The organism is Hyphomicrobium sp. DY-1, from assembly GCF_047497105.1.
Classification (GTDB): Bacteria; Pseudomonadota; Alphaproteobacteria; order Rhizobiales; family Hyphomicrobiaceae; genus Hyphomicrobium_B.
Window position 1 is genome coordinate 2,752,666 of the sequence record NZ_CP134870.1, and the last position, 17,645, is coordinate 2,770,310.

The window sequence follows — 17,645 nt, forward strand, 5'->3', positions numbered from 1 at the left end:
AGTTAGTTCACGCCTTTGTGAAACGTTAACGGATTGTTTTCTAAGCCGTAGAAATCGTCCGTAGTCGTCTCTTTCAGATGCGGTGATCGGGTTTCTTCCGACGGATCCTGCAAAGATGCTCCCTGAGAGAACAATTTCAGGAAGCGTCTGCGGCCCTCCCCCAAGGCGCGCGCCGCGAAAGATTAGGTTGTTCGGACTAGGCCAACTGGCTTTCAGCGGCAGTCATAACACTGTCATCCAACGCGGGACTCGTTCTAGCGAGTTCAAGCTATGGAATTGTGACAGTCTAGTTGTATGATTTTATTATATTTATTTGTAGGCGGGCAGAGAGACGTTGAAAGTGGTGCCCTGGCCGACCACCGATTGGACGGAAAGCTCGGCTTCGTGCCGGTTCAGCACGTGCTTGACGATCGCGAGGCCGAGACCTGTGCCGCCGATGCGGCGGCTATGTTCGGCGCTAACGCGGTAGAAGCGCTCGGTGAGGCGGGGCAAATGCTCAGGTGCGATGCCTGGGCCGTTATCCGTGATCGAAACGTGAGCGCGTGCGGGAAATTTTTCATCTCGCGCACTGTTTTTCTTCAGTAGGGAAACTTTTACGGAGCCGCCTTCTTTGCCGTATTTGACGGCATTTTCAACGAGGTTGTGAAAGACCTGGAACAACTCATCGCGATCGCCCATCGCGATCAGCGGGCTGGCTGATGGTTCGACCTCGATTGTGATGTGCCGTTCTTCTGCAAAAGGCATCAAAGAGCGGGTGACGTCTTCGATGAGATCGTTGACGTCAACGCGGCCTTCCGGCTTCAGGTTGGCCTTTTCCTCGACGCGGCTGAGTAGCAGCAGATCGTCGATCAGGCGCGTCATGCGTTCGGCCTGATCGGCCATGATGGCGAGGAAGCGCTCTCGGGCTTTTTCGTCATTTCGCGCCGGGCCTTGCAGGGTTTCGATGAAGCCGCGCACGGATGCCAGCGGCGTTCTAAGTTCGTGGCTGGCGTTGGCGATAAAGTCCGTGCGCATCTCAAGCAGGCGATGCTGCTCGGATTCATCATGGATTGTAATTAGCGCGGCAATCGGAGGGTGTTCCACCGCGGCGCCGAGAGGGGCAACAGTGGCGATGAGACGCTGACCGGCACCGCCGCGCGGAACGAGATGTGCGGTGCCTTTCTCGCCGTTCTGAAGTGCGTTGGAAACGGCTGAGATCAACTCGGGATCGCGGTTGACATGCTCAAGCGGGACGCCTTGGCGAAGGCGGTCGAATAGGCTGCGGGCGGCAGCGTTATAATTAAGGATGACGGAGGCTTCGTCGAGCACGATCGCCGGATCGGGCATCGCGGCGGCGAGATCGATCCAAGTCAAATTCTTATCTGAGCTTGAGCCAATGCCTGTCATGTCACTCGCTTTTTGATCGAGCGTAACGCGTGGCCATGCAAATAACGCGGCAATGGCAGCAAACAATCCACAGCCGAAAAAAATTAAATCGCGAAGTGGCCCGCTCGCCCAGATCGACAATAGAGCGAACAAAAGAAGGGCGACAGCGCAAAGGGCTGCAAAACTTAGGCGAGCGTTCTCACGGGTCATGCCCTTTGGAGTAATCTTGAAGGGCGCCATAAGCTAGTCAGCAATTCAGGTTCGCCGCGTGCCGCGTGCTGCCGGCTTTTTGCTACGGAGTTTGTGGTCCGAATGGCTCGATCCGTTCGGTTCGGTTTCGGTGAAACCGATCGGCGACTTGACCGCGAGTTCCGCAAGCGTGTGCTGATCGAGGACAGAGATGAATGCTGTCAGCGCGTCGTCGAACATGGCGTTGATGTTGCCGGGGTCGGCTTCGCTGGGCTGGTCGGAATTGCCGCCTTCGACTTGAACGCGCGTCACTTCGATGGCACGAACCACGTCGCCGACACGGATTTGGGTGGCCGGGCGGGCGAGGCGGACGCCGCCGTTGGGACCTCTTACGGCGGTCAGAAATCCGGCATGCGACAAAATGTGGACGATCTTGAAAACATTCTGCTTCGTGACGCCCAGACGGTCTGAGACGTCGGCAACTTTCACAAGCTGGTCTTTTGCCTGCGCACAATCGATCAGAATGCGGATCGCGTGGCCGGTTTGCTTCGTCAAGCGCATATTCGAATTACCTGGACCGCGCGATCGCGACGGAAGAATTCCTATCCCTGCTTGTTTCAAATTCTTGTCAGGGTGGCAAGTGGCCGAACTGACCTGAGTTCACTTGACACTTAATTGCGCCGGCTTTCTATACCATCGAGGTCAATAATGGGGCTGGGCGAATCCGTCCGAGTGTTGCGGATCGCAGAGGACAGCAAGCTGCGGGAGATCTGTGATGTCGAAGAATGCAAATTTGTGGACCTGCGCAACTCGATTTGCGGCCGTATCGGCCGTTGCTCTGGCCGTCACCTGTGGACCGGCGCTCGCGGGCCCGCCTGCCACCAAAGACATCATGAAAAACTACGGCGACATGGCCGAGGCAATGTATGGCGATGCGCTGGCGAAAGCCAAGGATCTCGACAAGTCGATTGACGCGTTTTTAGCGGCCCCGAACGCCGAGACGCTGGCGGCCGCGCGCACGGCCTGGAAAGCTTCGCGCGTCCCCTACATGCAGACGGAGGGCTTCCGCTTCGGCAACAGCATCGTCGACGATTGGGAGGGCGAGGTGAACTCGTGGCCGCTCGATGAAGGCCTGATTGATTACGTTGACGAGGCAAGCTACGGCGACACGAAGGAAGAAAATCCGCTCTACACGGCCAACGTCATCGCCAATAAGAAAATCCGGCTCGGGCCGAAGATGCTCGATGCCAGCACGATCGACAAGAACGTCATCAAAAAGCTCAACAGTGCGCTCGATGTCGAGTCGAATGTCGGCACCGGATATCACGCGATCGAGTTCCTGCTCTGGGGACAGGATCTGCACGGCACAGGACCGGGTGCAGGCGAGCGTCCGGCAAGCGATTACGACCTCAAGAACTGCACGCATGGCAATTGCGACCGCCGCCGCGATTACCTGAAAGCCGCTTCGGGTCTGTTGGTCGATGATCTTGCCGAGATGGTCGATGACTGGAAGACGGACGGCAAAGCCCGCAAGGCGCTTGCGGAGCAGAACGACAATGCTCAGCTCTCCACGATCCTCACGGGTCTCGGTTCGCTGTCGTACGGAGAGCTTGCAGGCGAGCGCATGAAGCTTGGCGTTCTGCTGCATGATCCGGAGGAAGAGCACGACTGCTTCTCCGACAATACGCATAACAGCCACTACTACGACCAGGTCGGCATGATGGAGATCTGGAGCGGCAAGTACGACGGCGTGACGCCGGTCGGTGGGCCGAGCATCGCCGAGCTTGCTCGCGATAAGGCGCCCGACGCCGCGAAGCGTGTCGATGATGCGATGGCGGTGACGCTGGAGAAGATCAAGGCGATCAAGATCAAGGCCGACTCCGGCGAAATGGCTTATGATCAAATGCTGGCAGCCGGGAACGAGGCTGGAAACAAGATGATCCTGGATGCGGTCGATGCGCTCGTTGCGCAGGCGCGTGCCATCGAGGCGGTCGTTGCGGCGCTGAACCTCAAGGTCAAGATTGAGGGCTCGGACAGTCTTGACGATCCCGATAAGATCGCCAAGGCAAAGTAAGGTGATTTCGGTCAAAGCGCAGCGGCTGCGAGCTGAAAGGGTGCACGCATGGTAACGCGTCGCGACCTCATGCTCGGAGCCGCAGCCTTCACCGCGAGCGCGGGGGTGGGGTTTGTCGCCCCCGGGCGGAAGGTTCAGGCAAAAGAGGTCATCGCCAAGCCGATCGCGCACGGCGTCAAGTCGCTTGCGCTCGATCTCGCAGAGCGGCCGACGGCATTACCATGTTTCGGCGGCAAGACGCTGCCGCTCTGGACGTTCGAAGCCGGCCCGACGTTTCCGATCGTGCGGGTCAAGCTCGGCGAGCGGCTCGATACGGTTTTCCGAAACCATCTGCCGCGCAATGGCGAGGTCGCCTCGATCCATTGGCATGGGCTTCGAATTCCGAACGCGGAAGATGGCGTTCCGTATCTGACACAGCAGCCGATACCGCCGGGCGGCGAGGGACGGTATTCATTCGTGCCGCCGGACACGGGCTCGTTCTTCTTTCACACGCACTGCAATTCGGTGGAGCACTTCGGGCGCGGATTGGTTGGCGCACTGATCGTCGAAGGTGACGAGATCGAGCCGGCGGATGCGGAATACGTGCTGCTTGCCAAAGACTGGCGCATCGGACCCGACGGCAAATTTCTTCCGTTCTCGACGGACGAGGGCGCAGCCAAAGGCGGAACGCCGGGAACGATCCGGTCCGTCAATGGTGCGACCTCGCCGGTGATCACGGTGCCATCGTCGGCGAATGTTCGTATCCGGTTCTACAACCTCGATCCGATGCGCATTTCCGAAATCGGTTTTGAAGATGCGCAAGCTGCGATCATCGCCATCGATGGCAACGGCCTGCCGCCGATGACGTTCGAATCCTGGCGTCTCGGCACCGCGATGCGTGTCGATATTCTGTTGCGCACGGCAGCGCCCGGCGGGTCGATTAAGCTCTATGATTACTTCGCGAAAGAACCGTTCGTGCTTGCCGAGTTCAAATCGGAAGGCCCGCCGAAACGCTCGGACGCGTTCGAGCCGACGCCGCTCAAGGTGATGCCGTTTCCGAAACTCGACGAAGCGAACGCGCAAATCGTTCCGTTCGAGTTTTCAGCGACGCCAACAGGACAGGCCATCGCGGATATCGGCGCCGGTCCCGGCATCGAGCTTGGGCCGCTCTGTCTGACGAAGCGGACGTTCTGGGCGATCAACAAGCGCGCGTGGCCAGGGCAGGATCATCGCGATCTCGGGCCGCCGCTCGCGGTGCTGAAATCCGGGCAAAGCTATATCTTCGAACTCGATAATACGACGCCGCGATCGCATCCGATCCATATCCATGGACACACATTTGAAGTTTTGAATTCAAGTAAACGGAAGCTTCCGCGCTTCCGTTGCGATACGGTGCTGCTGATCCCGAACGAGCGCATCCAGGTCGGATTGGTTGCGGGCCTTCCGGGAAAATGGATGTTCCATTGCCATATCCTCGAACATCAGGAGACGGGCATGATGGGGTACATCGAGGTCGTATGACGCGGCGGTTGCAGGCCCTATCGGTGCTGGCATTGTTCGCTGGAATGTTGCTGCCCGATGCCGGTTGCGCCGACCCGCTCGATGCTGCCGTCGGCAAAGCGCTGTTCGACCGGCAGTGGATTCCGGCGCCGTCTTCTACGAACGGAACCGATGGTCTTGGGCCGCTGTTTGCGTCGCGGTCATGCACGGGCTGTCATGCCCGCGCGGACGGCGCGCATGTGGTCGTGCGCGATGATGGCAAACCGGACATCGCTGGCGCCGTCGTTCGCTTCGGCACCGCCGACGGCACCACAGATTCTTATTACGGTCTTGAACTGCAAACCAACGCGATCCCAGGATTGAAACCCGAGGGCAGCGCACGATTTCTGCCGCACCTTAGCTACAACCTGAATGGGCCGCCGCTCGGGGAGGGCGTGCATGCGGGCGTTCGTCTTGCTCCGCAGTTGTTCGGCAAGGCCAAGTTCGATGACGTGCCGGACGAAGAGATCGTAAAGCGCGCCGCCGCCAACGCGAAGAGCGGTGGCCCTGTTAAAGGCCGCGCCAACGTCACGCCGCACGGCATCGGCCGTTATGGCTGGAAAGCGGCGCACGTTTCGATCGACGAGCAGATCGCGCGTGCGTTCGCGTTCGATATCGGGCTCTCGAGCCCGCTGTTCCCGTTGCCGTATGGAGACTGCACGACGGCTGAGACGGCCTGTCTGTCCGCGCCGAACGGCGAAAGTCCGGCGTTCGAGGGGCGCGAGCTTTCGTCGCCGATGATCGGTGTCGTCGCAAGTTATCTGAAATCTCTTCGCGCCCGGCCCGTGACCGAGGCTTTGGCGCTATTTACTTCGACGGGGTGTGCGGCATGCCATGTCCCGGCGTTAACGGCGCGCGACGGGCGGCAAATTCCGGCCTTCACCGATCTTTTGCTTCACGATATGGGTCCAGGGCTCGATGACCATGTCGGAGAGCCGGGCGTGAAATCGTTCGAATGGCGGACGGCGCCGTTAATCAATGGCCGTTTGCGGCCCGAAGACCGGCGCTATCTTCACGACGGTTCGGCTGCAACGGTTGAAGACGCGATCGAGCGGCACGGTGGAGAAGCGGAACACAGCCGTAATCTTTTTGAGGCCTTGAAGGTCGACGACAAGAAGCGGCTTGTCGATTATGTGAATGGGCTATGATGGTACGAAAAGTCATGATCGCGGTGCTGGCGTTTTTGGCATTTGCGACGGAGGCAGTCAGCGCCGATCTGCCTCCTGAACCGCTGAGCCATGCGGGCATGGTGAAGGCTGCAATCGAACAATACATCATCCCGCACATCGATGCGCTGAGGGCTGCAACCGCGCCGTTGCCGGAAGCCGTCGAAGATGCTTGCAAGACGGGCTCGCCGGAAGCCGAAAAAGCGCTCCAAGAGCGCTTCGACAAGGCCGTTATCGCCTATGCGGGTGTCGATTTCCTGCGCTTCGGCCCAATGCTCGAAAAGGGGCGGCGCGAGCAGATTTCATTCTGGCCCGATCCGCGCGGGTTCGTTGCCCGGCAGATGCGGCTGTTGCTTTTGAACAAGGATGAAACGATTGCGCAGCCGGGCGCCATTCGCAAACAGAGTGCGGCTGTGCAGGGGCTTCCGGCGCTCGAAACGCTGATGCACGATAAGAATGTGCCACTGGGGCCAGCCGATGCCGCGCGTTACCGGTGCCTTGTGGCGCATGCGATTGCTGTCAATGTCACAAGCCTCGCGACGGAAGTGGCCGAGGGCTGGAAGAAGCCGGACGGCTGGGCCGATAAGATGCTGCATCCAGGCCCCGCGAACGACACGTACAAAAGCGATAGTGAGGCGGCTGTTGAAGTCGTCAAGGCATTGATCGTCGGCTTAGGGTTGACGGCCGATCTGCAGGTGAAGCCGCAGATCGATGCCAAGGTCCGGCTGACGCCGCCCTACGATAAATCGGGATTGCAGAAAGCCTATTATGCGGCGAGCGTCGCGTCGTTGCATCAGCTTTACGATGTCCTCAATCTCGAAAGCTGGCTGCCGCCCGATCGTCTTTGGATGAAGGATTGGGCGCTGGGAACATGGCGCACGCTCGAATCGAGCGATGGCGTCGGCGGGCATATGCCCCACGCCAAGCGCGAGGATGCGCCGACGCTTCGGGAAGTGTTCGATCGCACGAATGGATTGCGCAACATGGTCGCAAACAGGCTGTCGGTGGCGGCCAAACTGACGGTAGGCTTCAATGAGCTTGATGGCGATTGATCGCAGGCAGGTGTTGCTCGGTACGCTGGCGTTTGTCGGCGCGACGGCACTTCGACCGGAATTCGCGGCGGCGGGAACAAGCGCGGCTTACGTTACGGCAGCGCGCCTTGCCGACGGTTCGTTTGGAATTCTGCTGCTCAGCGCTGATGGGGCGATCTTGCGCGAAGTGCCGCTGTCGGCGCGTGGACACGACATTGCTGTCGACCAGACGTCGGGGCGTGTTGTGGTGTTTGCTCGGCGACCTGGCGCGTTCGCGGTTTCTTTCGAGCTCAACGACGCAACGCCACCGCATGTATTTACGCCGGGCGAAGGCCGCCACTACTTCGGGCATGGCTCGTTCTCGCAGGATGGGCGATTGCTTTATGCATCAGAGAACGACATTGCGACCGGCGTGGGCGTGATCGGCATTTATGATGTGGCGCGTAGCTTCAAGAAGATCGGCGAGCACTCCACGTTCGGCATGGGGCCGCACGAGATCATGCTGCTGGCTGACGGTAAGACGATCGCGTGCGGAAACGGCGGTCTCGATACGACACCCGAGGCGGGACGCGAAAATCTCAACGTCGATTCGATGCAGCCGTCGCTGACGTTCGTCCATGCGGAAAGCGGCAAGCTTTTATCGAAACATGAGATGACGGGCGACGTGCAATCACTGTCGATCCGGCACGTGACGCAGGACGCGAAGGGCGTCGTCTGGTTCGGCGGCCAATGGGAGGGCAGCCCAAGCGAGACGCCGCCGCAGATCGTGGGCAGCGTCGGGCTCGATCGGCCGTTCAAGCTTCTCGAACCGCAAGGCAAGGGCGGCGACGACCTCAAGGGCTATATCGGCGCCATGGCGGTGAGCAATGACGGCCGCTTCATTGCGGCTAGTGCGCCGAAGGCTGGGCACGTGCTCTACGTCGATACCGAGACGGCGACCGTCATCGGGCGCAGCAATCTCAAGGATGTGTGCGGGCTTGCGGCGGAAGGCACGCGGGATTTCGCTGCGTCGTCGGGCTTCGGCATCATTCGCTACGAGACGGCGCAAGCGAGCACGATTTCAGAGCGCGCGCTGCAGGACATCGCGTTCGACAATCACTTGCGGCGCATCGCCTGATCGCGGGCTTTGAAAGCCTCAAGGTCGGCTCGGGTGTCGATGTCGGCAAAGGCGCCTTCGTCGTCGCACGGTACGGGTCGCCAAAGTGCTTGATGCGAGGTGAGGATCGCCTTGCCGCCGCTGTCGCCCGTGACGGTCATGAGTTCCGGAAAAAGCGATTTTGGCCAGAGGATCGGGTGCCCCCTGCGGCCGTCGCTCGCGACGGGAAAGACAATCGTGGCCGAGTTGGATAGGAACGCCGAAACAAGCGCATTCACCAGCTCCGTCGAAATGGCGGGCATGTCGGCCAATGCAACGAGCAGGCCGTCGGCGTCTTGCGAGATGCTTTTCAGGCCGATGCGTAGCGACGTCGAGAGGCCATCGCGAGCGTCGGGATTTTCGGCAACGCTCCAGCGCCCTGGTCCGGCGGCCTTTGCAACAGCTCTATTTGCTTCCGAAGTCACCAGCACGATGTCGGCAGCGTCGGATGCTGCCAGCGCCTGGCAAACGCGGCGGACAACGGGAATGCCGTCGATTTCGACCAACAGCTTGTGGCCATCTTCGAAGCGGGATGAGCGTCCAGCGGCCAGGATGACAGCCGAGACGGTCACGCGTCAGGCGCTTTGCGGAACGCCGAGATGATCTGCGCCAGGATCGAGGTTGCGATTTCGCCCGGCGTTTCGGCTTCGATATTGAGGCCGACCGGCGCGTGTATGCGCGCAATATCGTCGTCGGTGAAGCCCGCGGCCTTCAGGCGGTCGACGCGTTTAGCGTGTGTTCTGCGCGAGCCGAGTGCGCCGATGTAGCGGCACGGCGACTTGAGCGCGATGGACAGGGCTTCGTCGTCGATGTGGTCGACGTGAGTGAGCGTGACGACGGCGGAAAACGGATCGGCGGTGAGCTTTCTAAAACAATCCTCCGGCCAGCCCGCGATGAGCTGCGACGGGTCGAAACGCGTGGCATTCGCGAAGGCCGTGCGCGGGTCGATCACCTTCACATCGTAGCCCGAAGCGGTCGCCATCGTCGCCAGGTGCTGGCCGATGTGGGTCGCGCCGACGATGACGATGCGCGGCGGCGGCGTCAGGGCATGGAGAAACGTTTCACCGCTTTTGTCGACGCCGCTATGGGCGCGGCGGATGGCTTCGGAGATGGCGGGATCGGTTGTGCTTGTGCCGTCATAGATTTGCCTCGCGCCGTCGGCGAGGCGCGTCATCACGACGACGGGCTCGCGAGCGGCGGCGGCACTGTCGAGTTTTTTCAGAAAGTCGAGATCGGTTTTAGGTTCGAGCTTGCTGACGTGGACGCGGATCTTGCCGCCGCATGCCAGGCCTGCGCGCCAGGCTGTTTCGTCGGCTATCCCGAAGCTCAGCGTGTCGGGTTTGCCGGTCTCGATGACGTCCATCCCGGCGGCGATGACATCGGCTTCGACGCACCCGCCCGACACGGAGCCCTGGAACTCATCCTCGCCGGCGATAACCATCTGTCCGCCGGCGCGGACGGGGGCCGACCCCCAAGTGTCGATGACAGTCGCAATGGCGACGGGGCGTCCGGCTTCGAGCCAAGCCCTTGCTGCCGCCCGAGGATTGGTCTTCGGGGCGTCGGATTTTTGAGGCGTTTCAGCGGTCTTGAGATCGGTCACGGGGGTATCTTCAACTGGTTGCCACAGTGTCGCGATTGCGCTTCGGAAGTCCCGAGGCTAGAAGCCCGAAGATGGCGAGACCCTCTCTAAAGATCAAGGCGAAGGCAAGTGCGAAGGTGCGGCGGCTGGCGCATGGCGCGACGGCTGAGCAAGCGCGCACCCCCAAGGTCGGCTTTGTGTCGCTCGGATGCCCGAAGGCGCTGGTCGATAGCGAGCGCATTATTACCAAGCTTCGCTCGGAAGGCTACGCGATCGCGCGCGAGTATTCGGGCGCAGACGTTGTCGTGGTCAATACCTGCGGCTTCCTCGATTCCGCCAAGCAGGAGAGCCTCGACGCTATCGGCGAAGCGATGAACGGCAACGGCCGGGTGATCGTGACAGGGTGCTTCGGCGCCGAGGAAGGGCGCATTCGCGAGGCGCATCCGGGCGTGCTGGCGGTAACGGGACCGCATCAATACGAGCAGGTCGTCGAAGCCGTTCACGACGCGGTGCCTCCGCTGCACGATCCTTATGTCGATCTCGTGCCGCCGGAAGGTTTGCGGCTGACGCCGCGCCACTACGCGTATCTGAAGATTTCGGAAGGCTGCAACAACCGCTGCACGTTCTGTATCATCCCGTCATTGCGGGGCGATCTTGCGAGCCGCCCCGCGAACCACGTGATGACGGAAGCGGAGCGGCTGGTGAATGCGGGCGTGAAAGAGCTACTCGTCATTAGCCAGGACACCAGTGCGTACGGCCTCGATCTTAAATATCAAGAGAGTGCCTGGAAGGGCGGTCAGCTCAAGGCGCGCTTTCTTGATCTGTCGCGCGCGCTGGGCGACCTCGGTGCGTGGGTCCGGATGCACTACGTCTATCCTTATCCGCACGTCGATGACGTCATTCCGCTGATGGCCGAGGGCAAGATTTTGCCGTACCTCGACATTCCGTTTCAGCATGCGTCTCCGGCCGTATTGAAGAAGATGCGGCGTCCGGCCTCGCAGGAGAAGACGGCAGAGAGGATTCGGCGCTGGCGGGATGTCTGCCCTGATCTTGCGATCCGCTCGACGTTCATCGTCGGCTTTCCCGGTGAGACCGAAGACGATTTCGCGTTTCTGCTCGATTGGCTGAAGGAAGCGAAGATCAACCGCGCCGGATGTTTCAAGTATGAAGCGGTTGAAGGCGCTCAGGCGAACGAGATCGAAGGCGCAGTTCCGGAAGAACTGAAAGACGAGCGCTGGCATCGCTTCATGGAAGCGCAGAAAGAGGTCAGCGGCGAATTGCTTCGCGGCAAAGTCGGCACGACGATCGACGTCATCATCGACGAGGTTGACGAGGACGGCGCTATCGGTCGCTCGAAATGGGACGCGCCGGAGATCGACGGCAACGTGTTTCTCAACGGTGATGGCGATGTGCGGCCCGGCGATATCGTCAAGGCGAACATCATTGAGGCCGACGAATACGACCTCTGGGGCGAGCGGGTGGTTTAACGGCTGGATTCCCGATCTTCGCTGACGCTCGATCGAGAATGACGAAAAAGTTCTAAAGCGGCACTGCGCCGGAATCTTCCGGCTTCGCTTTGTATTCCGGCTCGACGTGGATCACGACTTCCGAGCCTTCGATGCTTTTCTCGATGGAGTTTTCGAGGCGGTCGCAGATTGCATGCGCGTCATCGACGGTCATCGAGCCCGGCACAACAAGATGAAACTCAATGAACAGGGCGCGGCCCGCTTGGCGGGTGCGAATGTCGTGCGCCTGAAGCGCGCCAATACCGTTCGCTTCGATGGCGCCGCGAATACGCGCCTCAATTTCGGGGCTCGCGGCTTGGTCCATCAGGCGCGACATTGATTCGGTCGCGATGCGATAGCCCATCATCAGAATGTTGACCGCGACAACGGCCGCAATCAGCGGGTCGAGAATGTACAAGCCCGTCATCAGCGCCAGGATGAGCGCAATGACCACACCGACCGATGTGATGACGTCGGTGAAGAGATGATGGCCATCGGCAACAAGCGCGGGAGAGCGCCATTGCGTACCCCATTTGATCATCACCCCGGCCCAGATCGCGTTGATGATGGTCGCGAAGCTGTTGATCGAGAGACCGAGCACCGAATGTTCGAGCGTCACGCCTTCAACGAGACCGTTGTAAGCCTTGATCATGATCAGCACGGCTGCGACGGCAATCATCGCGCCTTCGAACATCGCGGCAAGAAATTCAGCCTTGGAATGGCCGAACGGATGGTCCGAGTCCGGCGGCTTCGCGCTCATCCAGATGGCGACGTAGGCGGCCACCGCCGTTATGACGTTGACAATGCTTTCGAGTGCGTCTGAGTACAACGCGACGGAGCCGGAGACGACGTAAGCGGCGTACTTCAGACATATCACCACCAGAGCCACGGCTATGTTTGCGGCTGCAACCTTCGTGATTTTGTTGCTGGTCGGGGTGCTGTTCGTAGACATGTGAGCATTGGTTTCGCTGATGTCGTGACCTAGTCGCACATTCCATCGGTGGGCGCTACCGCAGAGCCGGACTCGTCGCCCGAGCGGTATAAGAATGGAGGCTGCGGCGGCTTATCCACATGCGGGCCGGCCGGGCATCTCGTCGGGAAGACGAGAATCTGATGCTCCAATAGTCGCATTATCGACTGCCGAATCTCTCAGCCCGGTATTTCGGCTGCGAGCGGGCTGGAGCACCCCAATGGCGAATTTCACGACACACATTGCGATCGGCACCGTCGTTTCCGGCGCGCTGGCGACGCTGACGCTCGCGGCCGACGTCGTGGCGCCGCAAAACCTCGTGGCGGTGACACTGGCCGGTGCGCTCGGATCGGTGTTGCCGGATATCGACCTCAAGGACTCGCGGCCGAGCCGCGCGATGTTCGCCGGACTCGCTATTTTTGCGTCCTTCGCGGTCTTGTTTAACGCCGCGACACATTATTCGATTGCAGAGCTTTGGCTGCTTTGGCTCGGCACATTGCTTCTTGTGCGCTACGGGCTGCATACGATCTTCCATCGCATGGCCGTTCATCGCGGTATCTGGCACTCGATCCTGGCTGCTGTTTTCTGTGCGGTGGCGACGGCGATCGTGTTTCGCCATCTTCTGGGAAAGCCGGAGGGCGTGTCGTGGCTGGCGGCGGCGTTCATGTTCGTGGGCTACATCACGCATCTGACGCTCGATGAGATATACTCGGTCGACGTCATGGATACCCGCATCAAGTCTTCGTTCGGGACGGCGCTGAAGCTGTTCGATCGCCGACATCTCTATGCGTCGGCGGGGATGGCGGCAGCGACGGCGCTCGCGATCATGCTATCGCCGCAGACGAGCACGTTCGTTCACGGGCTCAGCTCGCACGACATGTGGTCGGGCCTTGAGCAGCGGTTGCTGCCGACAGGCAAATGGTTCGGCGTTATCGAGGGGCCGCATTTCGCGTCTCGCAAGCCGGTGGCGGGCGAAGGGATGACGACGGGATCAATCGCCGCCCAGCCAGCCACCTCTCAACCAGCGAGCGGCACGGGCGCGGCGGCAGATCATTCGGCGGCACAGCAGGCCCGCGGCGGCGCAGGGGAGGCGACTACACCTCTTCCCGCGTCGCAGACGCCTGCAGCGGTTTCAGCTCCGGCCGTAGCCCCGGCCGCCGTTACTGGTGGGCCGAGCGGCAGCGCAAGCCCTTGAGGAACGTCGAGGTGAGATCCTTGGCGTAAGTCTGGGCCGTTGCTGGAGTGATGTAGACGCCCTTCTCAGTGGCGGCGAAGGCCGTGATGCCATTCAGGCCGGCCAAGAAAGAGCGCGCCGTCGTATCGAGATCCTCGGTCGACAGGTTTGGTGCGACCTGGGCAAGCGCGCCTTTGACGACTTCGACAAGGCTGTTTGTATAGTCATGGAAGGGCGCCGGGACTGTTTTTCCGGCCGGGAGATTGTGGGCCAGGAATAGGTTCCACATCCGCCGATTGACCAGCGCGAAGTCGACGTAGGCGTACGACAAGTCTTCGATGTTCTTTTCACCGTCTTGTCCGAGGGGCACACGTTTCAGGTGCTCGACCGTGCGGCCCATCAGTTGAACCTGGAGAGTCAGCAAAACATCATCGAGGTTCTCGAAGATGTTATAGAGCGTGCCTGGCGAATAACCAATCATTCGCGCAATTTCGCGAGCCGAAAGACCAGTAATTCCATTGCGTTCTACAATGGTCTGAGACGCATCAAGAATAAGCTGTCTCAATTCTTCCGGCGAGTGAACGGATCTCCGTCCCATAGGTTTCCTACGATCCCCAAACAGTGTTTACATTTTCGTAAGGTGGACTTTAACTTACGTTTATAACAGCACAAGGAAATATAGAACTCGGAGTTTGAAATCCTAGAGGTGAATTTCTTTCGGGGAAATTATGTTTATTTCCCAAGGGAATAGAATGATTTATCGATCCGCAAAGACATGCTGTGTCAGGGTTTTATAACATCAGCATGCTGATTATATCGCAAATGTGAACGTTGGCCAGCGCTGAACAAAATTTTGTTATTTGCCGCAAAAAGGGCTGGGAGACGTCACTGGCAAGCGGCTTTCGAGGGATTATCCCACGTATTGTTGTTGTTCAGGCCTGGCAGAAACATGACAGAGGGAACATCGCGGGGCGTCATGACCATCGTATCTGACCATGTTGACTGCCGAATGACGCTGGGCAGCAGGTTAGAGAGGATGGGCGTGTACGTGTATGTGGCCTCGATGAAAACGGCGCGTCCATTGCCGACCAGCACGTTCTCGGCGATCGTCTTAGAATCTCCGCATCCGACCGTAGCGCCGGTGGGATACTGGTAAGACCATTCGATTTTCGTTTGCTTCGGCGCATCGAGTTTGGCCCAAACTTGGTAGACACGAAGCGACAGCGGCGTGACGCTGTATGGTTCCATCGCGTGCGCGACGGACTGCATGATGCCCGCAAGAGTATTCTTGGCATCCGTTGTCGTTACGTTTGCCTCGGCTTCATCTTCCGGCCAAAGCTGCTTTTCGCGCGTGACGAGGTCGCCAACCATCGCCGTTGCACGCTGGAAGCGCTTATGGATCATCAGGGCGCGCGACAGCTCGATCGTGCCGAAGGTCATCATTAAGAGTAGGGGCACGAGCAATGCGAATTCGATCGCGGCGACGCCCGCGACATCGGTGCGGAAGACGCGAAATTTTGCCGACAGCGAGGATGTCCAAAGCTTGCGCATGTCAGCTGCCCGTTCCCGGAAACGGCTCAGTCCGGAATGCCGTAGACGACTGGATCATCATCGTTCCGTCCTGCATGTTGCCCAAATGGAGGAACGGAATTTTTGATGCGTATTCCCATTGGTAGCAGGTCGTCACGACCACGACGTTGCTGGCGCCACCGGTATAGGTAGCGATGAGATCTCCCGGATTACGATTGTTCACGCTCGCCGTGTTGTTTGCATCGACGCAGCGGTGTATTCCGTTGGAGTTGAAACCAGTGTCGTCCGTCGGATTGTTCGTTCCAATGGCACCCCAGTCGGTCCAGCTTTGGGCCCAGACCTGAAGCTTGTCGCATTTGATCCAACCGCCGGCGCTATCGCAGATTGTCTTCTTGAATTGAGCAACGGTCATCTTGTTGTTGACGGCTTCGCCAGTGCGGATCAGCCGGCTCGTCTGATCCATGCCGCGTTCGAGGGTATTGGAAACAAAGAAGTAAAGCGCGCAGCCGATCAGTGCGAAGACGAACATCAGGAACGGTGTAAGGAGGATGGCGAATTCGACTGCGGTTGCGCCCCGGTCGTCGCGACTAAAGCGGCGTAGGCTCGCAAATCTCAAAGACGGCCGTCGTCTGGCCGTTGCCAGGCCTGCCATGGGTTGGAGCTCCGCATCGCGATCATATTTTGCGAAGAGCTAAACTGCGGAAGATTAAGACGGCATTTATCGAAAGGTGGTCTTTCTTTATCGGTTAAGAAGGCGTTGCCGAGATGCCGCTTCCGTTCGCTATTGCGCGTTGTTGGCGTTGTTGCCTTGGTCCGATGTGCCGGACGAGAATTTGATCTTCGATGAGTTTGCGGACTCCACGTCTTTGAAGAAGTCCTTCTCATCGCCAATCGTCAGTGTCGGTTCGCAGTTCGGCGTGCACGCATATGTAAAGCGCTCGCTTCCTTTATGGAGATTGACGATACGGCTGTCGTCGCGCTCGACCATCACGCGCTGGTCCTGAATAATGTTGTGGTCGGTGTCGAGCGCAATGATGTTGGTGATGCCGAAGGTCTTACCCGTCACGACGAGCAGGTTGCCGTCCTGCAAAGCGACGTCCGCGATCGACGGATTGCCGACGATGATTTCGGAAGCGGGGCGCGGCAGCCGAAGCAACTGCGATTGATCATAGCGGACGATCAGATCGGCGGCCGTTGCCGGCATCGCGAAGAGAAATGAGACGCCGATGCCGAGCACAATGCTCCTCACTTGGGAGGAGACGGTGGTTGTTCTGGCGTTTGTCAGCATCTGACGGAATCCGGGTTCGTGAGGAATTGCGCCATTACCCCAGAAATTGGTGAAGGATGTGCAAACGTCCGTCTCAGAGCGGCCTAAGCCTGGAGGAGGTACGGTCGGCGGCGTCAAAGCGAAGCTCTGCCAATCGATAAATTTGTTCGTATCGACTCTCGTGGCCCGGCAGTGCTTGTTCGAGTTAAGATACTGGCTTGCCAGATGCACAGGCGCGGCGGTCCGGACACGGTGCGGAACCGGCAGAATTTCTCATTCTTGTTCTTTTAGTATATCATTCGATAAATCTAGTATTAACCCATAAATACTTGTGCGCTATGCGCTTTGTGACGCCCATTTTCGAAATGGTAACGGTTTATTTTAGTGTATTTCGTCGCTTATTTCTTTAATACTGCTGATGTTAACTTGGATAATCGTGTATTAATGGAGATTTATGGCGAAATTCGCCTATTTTACTCGGCTTTAATTTTTCAGGACTATGTTTCCGAAAGTTCCCAGTTTGGGCGGAGACCCAATGGGACATGGATCGGACAACTACTTGAAGATTGGTTTGGGAGAGTACGAATGAACATGTTTTCGCGTTTCGTGAAGGACGAGTCGGGCGCAACGGCTATCGAATATGGCCTTATCGCTGCCATCGTCGCTGTCGGCATCATTGCCGCTCTGAGCCAGGTTCGTGGCTCTCTGCAGACGACGTTCGAGGGTGTCGCCACGCAGCTCAATACCGCGAACGGCAACTAATTCCGTGACGCTTATCAGCGTTTATCGCGCCCGGAGAGTATTTCTCCGGGCGCATTTTTTTGAGACGTGGTGATGCGTTTTTAGGGCGGGCGCGCCGCAAATGGAAAGCGAGCTAAGCGATGCTTAAAGCCAAACTGTTGAGGCTCTGTGCCGACGATGAAGGCGCGACCGCAATCGAATATGCACTGATTGCGGTGATCATCAGTGTCTGCATGGTGGCAGGTCTGACGCAGATTTCCGGAACCCTTCAGGGCACTTTCAATAACGTTGGTACGCAGCTTAATTTGGCGCGCCAATAAAGCTGTGCCAGGCTTCTGGATATTAGGTCGACTTTTACCCTGTTCGGGCAGGCTTCCCGCCATTGCGGTCTGTAATCGGGT

18 protein-coding genes are annotated in these 17,645 nt (G+C 59.0%); 9 read left to right on the forward strand and 9 right to left on the reverse strand.

The window, feature by feature from the left end; all coding sequences use genetic code 11:
- Nucleotides 1–309: 309 nt before the first annotated feature.
- Nucleotides 310–1,386: an ATP-binding protein gene (locus tag RLW41_RS13030; RefSeq protein ID WP_414461696.1), complete on the reverse strand. Its 1,077-nt coding sequence runs from the start codon at nucleotides 1,384–1,386 to the stop codon at nucleotides 310–312.
- A gap of 234 nt (nucleotides 1,387–1,620) precedes the next feature.
- The gene (locus RLW41_RS13035; protein WP_409562118.1) at nucleotides 1,621–2,115 is read right to left on the reverse strand and encodes an RrF2 family transcriptional regulator; all 495 of its coding nucleotides are present in this window, start codon (nucleotides 2,113–2,115) and stop codon (nucleotides 1,621–1,623) included.
- Between the two features lie 214 nt (nucleotides 2,116–2,329).
- Here RLW41_RS13035 and RLW41_RS13040 point away from each other — a divergent pair, with 214 nt between their 5' ends.
- Genes RLW41_RS13040 through RLW41_RS13060 form a run of 5 tightly spaced genes read left to right on the forward strand, consistent with a single transcriptional unit; the run spans nucleotide 2,330 to nucleotide 8,460 of the window.
- Entirely contained in the window at nucleotides 2,330–3,628 is a 1,299-nt protein-coding gene (locus tag RLW41_RS13040) for an imelysin family protein (protein WP_414461697.1), read from the forward strand.
- A gap of 48 nt (nucleotides 3,629–3,676) precedes the next feature.
- The gene (locus tag RLW41_RS13045) at nucleotides 3,677–5,128 is read left to right on the forward strand and encodes a multicopper oxidase family protein (protein WP_409562120.1); all 1,452 of its coding nucleotides are present in this window, start codon (nucleotides 3,677–3,679) and stop codon (nucleotides 5,126–5,128) included.
- Complete coding sequence (locus RLW41_RS13050; RefSeq protein WP_414461698.1) at nucleotides 5,125–6,294, forward strand: di-heme oxidoredictase family protein; 1,170 nt, start codon at nucleotides 5,125–5,127, stop codon at nucleotides 6,292–6,294. The genes RLW41_RS13045 and RLW41_RS13050 overlap by 4 nt, the downstream gene beginning before the upstream one ends.
- Nucleotides 6,291–7,364: an imelysin family protein gene (locus RLW41_RS13055; RefSeq protein WP_414461699.1), complete on the forward strand. Its 1,074-nt coding sequence runs from the start codon at nucleotides 6,291–6,293 to the stop codon at nucleotides 7,362–7,364. Before RLW41_RS13050 ends, RLW41_RS13055 begins: the two co-directional genes overlap by 4 nt.
- The gene (locus RLW41_RS13060; protein WP_414461700.1) at nucleotides 7,345–8,460 is read left to right on the forward strand and encodes a DUF1513 domain-containing protein; all 1,116 of its coding nucleotides are present in this window, start codon (nucleotides 7,345–7,347) and stop codon (nucleotides 8,458–8,460) included. The genes RLW41_RS13055 and RLW41_RS13060 overlap by 20 nt, the downstream gene beginning before the upstream one ends.
- On the opposite strand, the gene RLW41_RS13065 is transcribed toward RLW41_RS13060, so the two are convergent.
- Together RLW41_RS13065 and RLW41_RS13070 are read right to left on the reverse strand one after the other, a co-directional pair.
- Entirely contained in the window at nucleotides 8,439–9,050 is a 612-nt protein-coding gene (locus RLW41_RS13065; RefSeq protein WP_414461701.1) for a nucleotidyltransferase family protein, read from the reverse strand. The two genes, RLW41_RS13060 and RLW41_RS13065, sit on opposite strands and share 22 nt — an antisense overlap.
- Nucleotides 9,047–10,078: an XdhC family protein gene (locus RLW41_RS13070; protein ID WP_414461702.1), complete on the reverse strand. Its 1,032-nt coding sequence runs from the start codon at nucleotides 10,076–10,078 to the stop codon at nucleotides 9,047–9,049. The genes RLW41_RS13065 and RLW41_RS13070 overlap by 4 nt, the downstream gene beginning before the upstream one ends.
- Nucleotides 10,079–10,149: 71 nt before the next feature.
- On the opposite strand from RLW41_RS13070, the gene rimO reads away from it, so the two are divergent.
- A complete protein-coding gene (rimO, locus tag RLW41_RS13075) occupies nucleotides 10,150–11,544 on the forward strand; it encodes a 30S ribosomal protein S12 methylthiotransferase RimO (RefSeq protein ID WP_414461703.1) in 1,395 nt (464 codons plus the stop codon).
- Between the two features lie 52 nt (nucleotides 11,545–11,596).
- Here the strand turns inward: rimO and RLW41_RS13080 are convergent, their stop codons facing one another.
- Nucleotides 11,597–12,514: a cation diffusion facilitator family transporter gene (locus tag RLW41_RS13080; RefSeq protein WP_414461704.1), complete on the reverse strand. Its 918-nt coding sequence runs from the start codon at nucleotides 12,512–12,514 to the stop codon at nucleotides 11,597–11,599.
- A gap of 238 nt (nucleotides 12,515–12,752) precedes the next feature.
- Here RLW41_RS13080 and RLW41_RS13085 point away from each other — a divergent pair, with 238 nt between their 5' ends.
- Complete coding sequence (locus RLW41_RS13085; RefSeq protein WP_414461705.1) at nucleotides 12,753–13,727, forward strand: metal-dependent hydrolase; 975 nt, start codon at nucleotides 12,753–12,755, stop codon at nucleotides 13,725–13,727.
- Here RLW41_RS13085 and RLW41_RS13090 read toward each other — a convergent pair.
- The 4 genes from RLW41_RS13090 to RLW41_RS13105 all read right to left on the reverse strand — a co-directional run bounded on the left by RLW41_RS13090 (nucleotide 13,693) and on the right by RLW41_RS13105 (nucleotide 16,524).
- A complete protein-coding gene (locus tag RLW41_RS13090) occupies nucleotides 13,693–14,304 on the reverse strand; it encodes a TetR/AcrR family transcriptional regulator (RefSeq protein ID WP_013946250.1) in 612 nt (203 codons plus the stop codon). The two genes, RLW41_RS13085 and RLW41_RS13090, sit on opposite strands and share 35 nt — an antisense overlap.
- Before the next feature lie 287 nt (nucleotides 14,305–14,591).
- A complete protein-coding gene (locus tag RLW41_RS13095) occupies nucleotides 14,592–15,257 on the reverse strand; it encodes a TadE/TadG family type IV pilus assembly protein (protein ID WP_414461706.1) in 666 nt (221 codons plus the stop codon).
- 1 nt (nucleotide 15,258) lies between these two features.
- Nucleotides 15,259–15,888: a TadE/TadG family type IV pilus assembly protein gene (locus tag RLW41_RS13100; RefSeq protein WP_414461707.1), complete on the reverse strand. Its 630-nt coding sequence runs from the start codon at nucleotides 15,886–15,888 to the stop codon at nucleotides 15,259–15,261.
- Between the two features lie 129 nt (nucleotides 15,889–16,017).
- Nucleotides 16,018–16,524 (reverse strand): pilus assembly protein N-terminal domain-containing protein, encoded by a 507-nt coding sequence (locus RLW41_RS13105; protein WP_414461708.1) that lies wholly within the window; start codon nucleotides 16,522–16,524, stop codon nucleotides 16,018–16,020.
- A 564-nt stretch (nucleotides 16,525–17,088) separates the two neighbouring features.
- Between RLW41_RS13105 and RLW41_RS13110 the strand changes: the two genes are divergently transcribed.
- Both RLW41_RS13110 and RLW41_RS13115 read left to right on the forward strand, forming a co-directional pair.
- Entirely contained in the window at nucleotides 17,089–17,265 is a 177-nt protein-coding gene (locus RLW41_RS13110; protein ID WP_414461709.1) for a Flp family type IVb pilin, read from the forward strand.
- Between the two features lie 119 nt (nucleotides 17,266–17,384).
- Nucleotides 17,385–17,564, forward strand: a complete 180-nt coding sequence (locus RLW41_RS13115; RefSeq protein ID WP_414461710.1) for a Flp family type IVb pilin — start codon at nucleotides 17,385–17,387, stop codon at nucleotides 17,562–17,564.
- Nucleotides 17,565–17,645: the final 81 nt, after the last annotated feature.

Coding starts and splice junctions, on each gene's coding strand:
- RLW41_RS13090 (WP_013946250.1), bottom strand. CDS start 14,304: ATGGGACGGAGATCCGTTCACTCGCCGGAAGAATTGAGACAGCTTATT.
- RLW41_RS13095 (WP_414461706.1), bottom strand. CDS start 15,257: ATGCGCAAGCTTTGGACATCCTCGCTGTCGGCAAAATTTCGCGTCTTC.
- rimO (WP_414461703.1), top strand. CDS start 10,150: ATGGCGAGACCCTCTCTAAAGATCAAGGCGAAGGCAAGTGCGAAGGTG.
- RLW41_RS13110 (WP_414461709.1), top strand. CDS start 17,089: ATGAACATGTTTTCGCGTTTCGTGAAGGACGAGTCGGGCGCAACGGCT.
- RLW41_RS13085 (WP_414461705.1), top strand. CDS start 12,753: ATGGCGAATTTCACGACACACATTGCGATCGGCACCGTCGTTTCCGGC.
- RLW41_RS13050 (WP_414461698.1), top strand. CDS start 5,125: ATGACGCGGCGGTTGCAGGCCCTATCGGTGCTGGCATTGTTCGCTGGA.
- RLW41_RS13080 (WP_414461704.1), bottom strand. CDS start 12,514: ATGTCTACGAACAGCACCCCGACCAGCAACAAAATCACGAAGGTTGCA.
- RLW41_RS13060 (WP_414461700.1), top strand. CDS start 7,345: ATGAGCTTGATGGCGATTGATCGCAGGCAGGTGTTGCTCGGTACGCTG.
- RLW41_RS13115 (WP_414461710.1), top strand. CDS start 17,385: ATGCTTAAAGCCAAACTGTTGAGGCTCTGTGCCGACGATGAAGGCGCG.
- RLW41_RS13055 (WP_414461699.1), top strand. CDS start 6,291: ATGATGGTACGAAAAGTCATGATCGCGGTGCTGGCGTTTTTGGCATTT.
- RLW41_RS13045 (WP_409562120.1), top strand. CDS start 3,677: ATGGTAACGCGTCGCGACCTCATGCTCGGAGCCGCAGCCTTCACCGCG.
- RLW41_RS13105 (WP_414461708.1), bottom strand. CDS start 16,524: ATGCTGACAAACGCCAGAACAACCACCGTCTCCTCCCAAGTGAGGAGC.
- RLW41_RS13035 (WP_409562118.1), bottom strand. CDS start 2,115: ATGCGCTTGACGAAGCAAACCGGCCACGCGATCCGCATTCTGATCGAT.
- RLW41_RS13100 (WP_414461707.1), bottom strand. CDS start 15,888: ATGGCAGGCCTGGCAACGGCCAGACGACGGCCGTCTTTGAGATTTGCG.
- RLW41_RS13040 (WP_414461697.1), top strand. CDS start 2,330: ATGTCGAAGAATGCAAATTTGTGGACCTGCGCAACTCGATTTGCGGCC.
- RLW41_RS13030 (WP_414461696.1), bottom strand. CDS start 1,386: ATGACAGGCATTGGCTCAAGCTCAGATAAGAATTTGACTTGGATCGAT.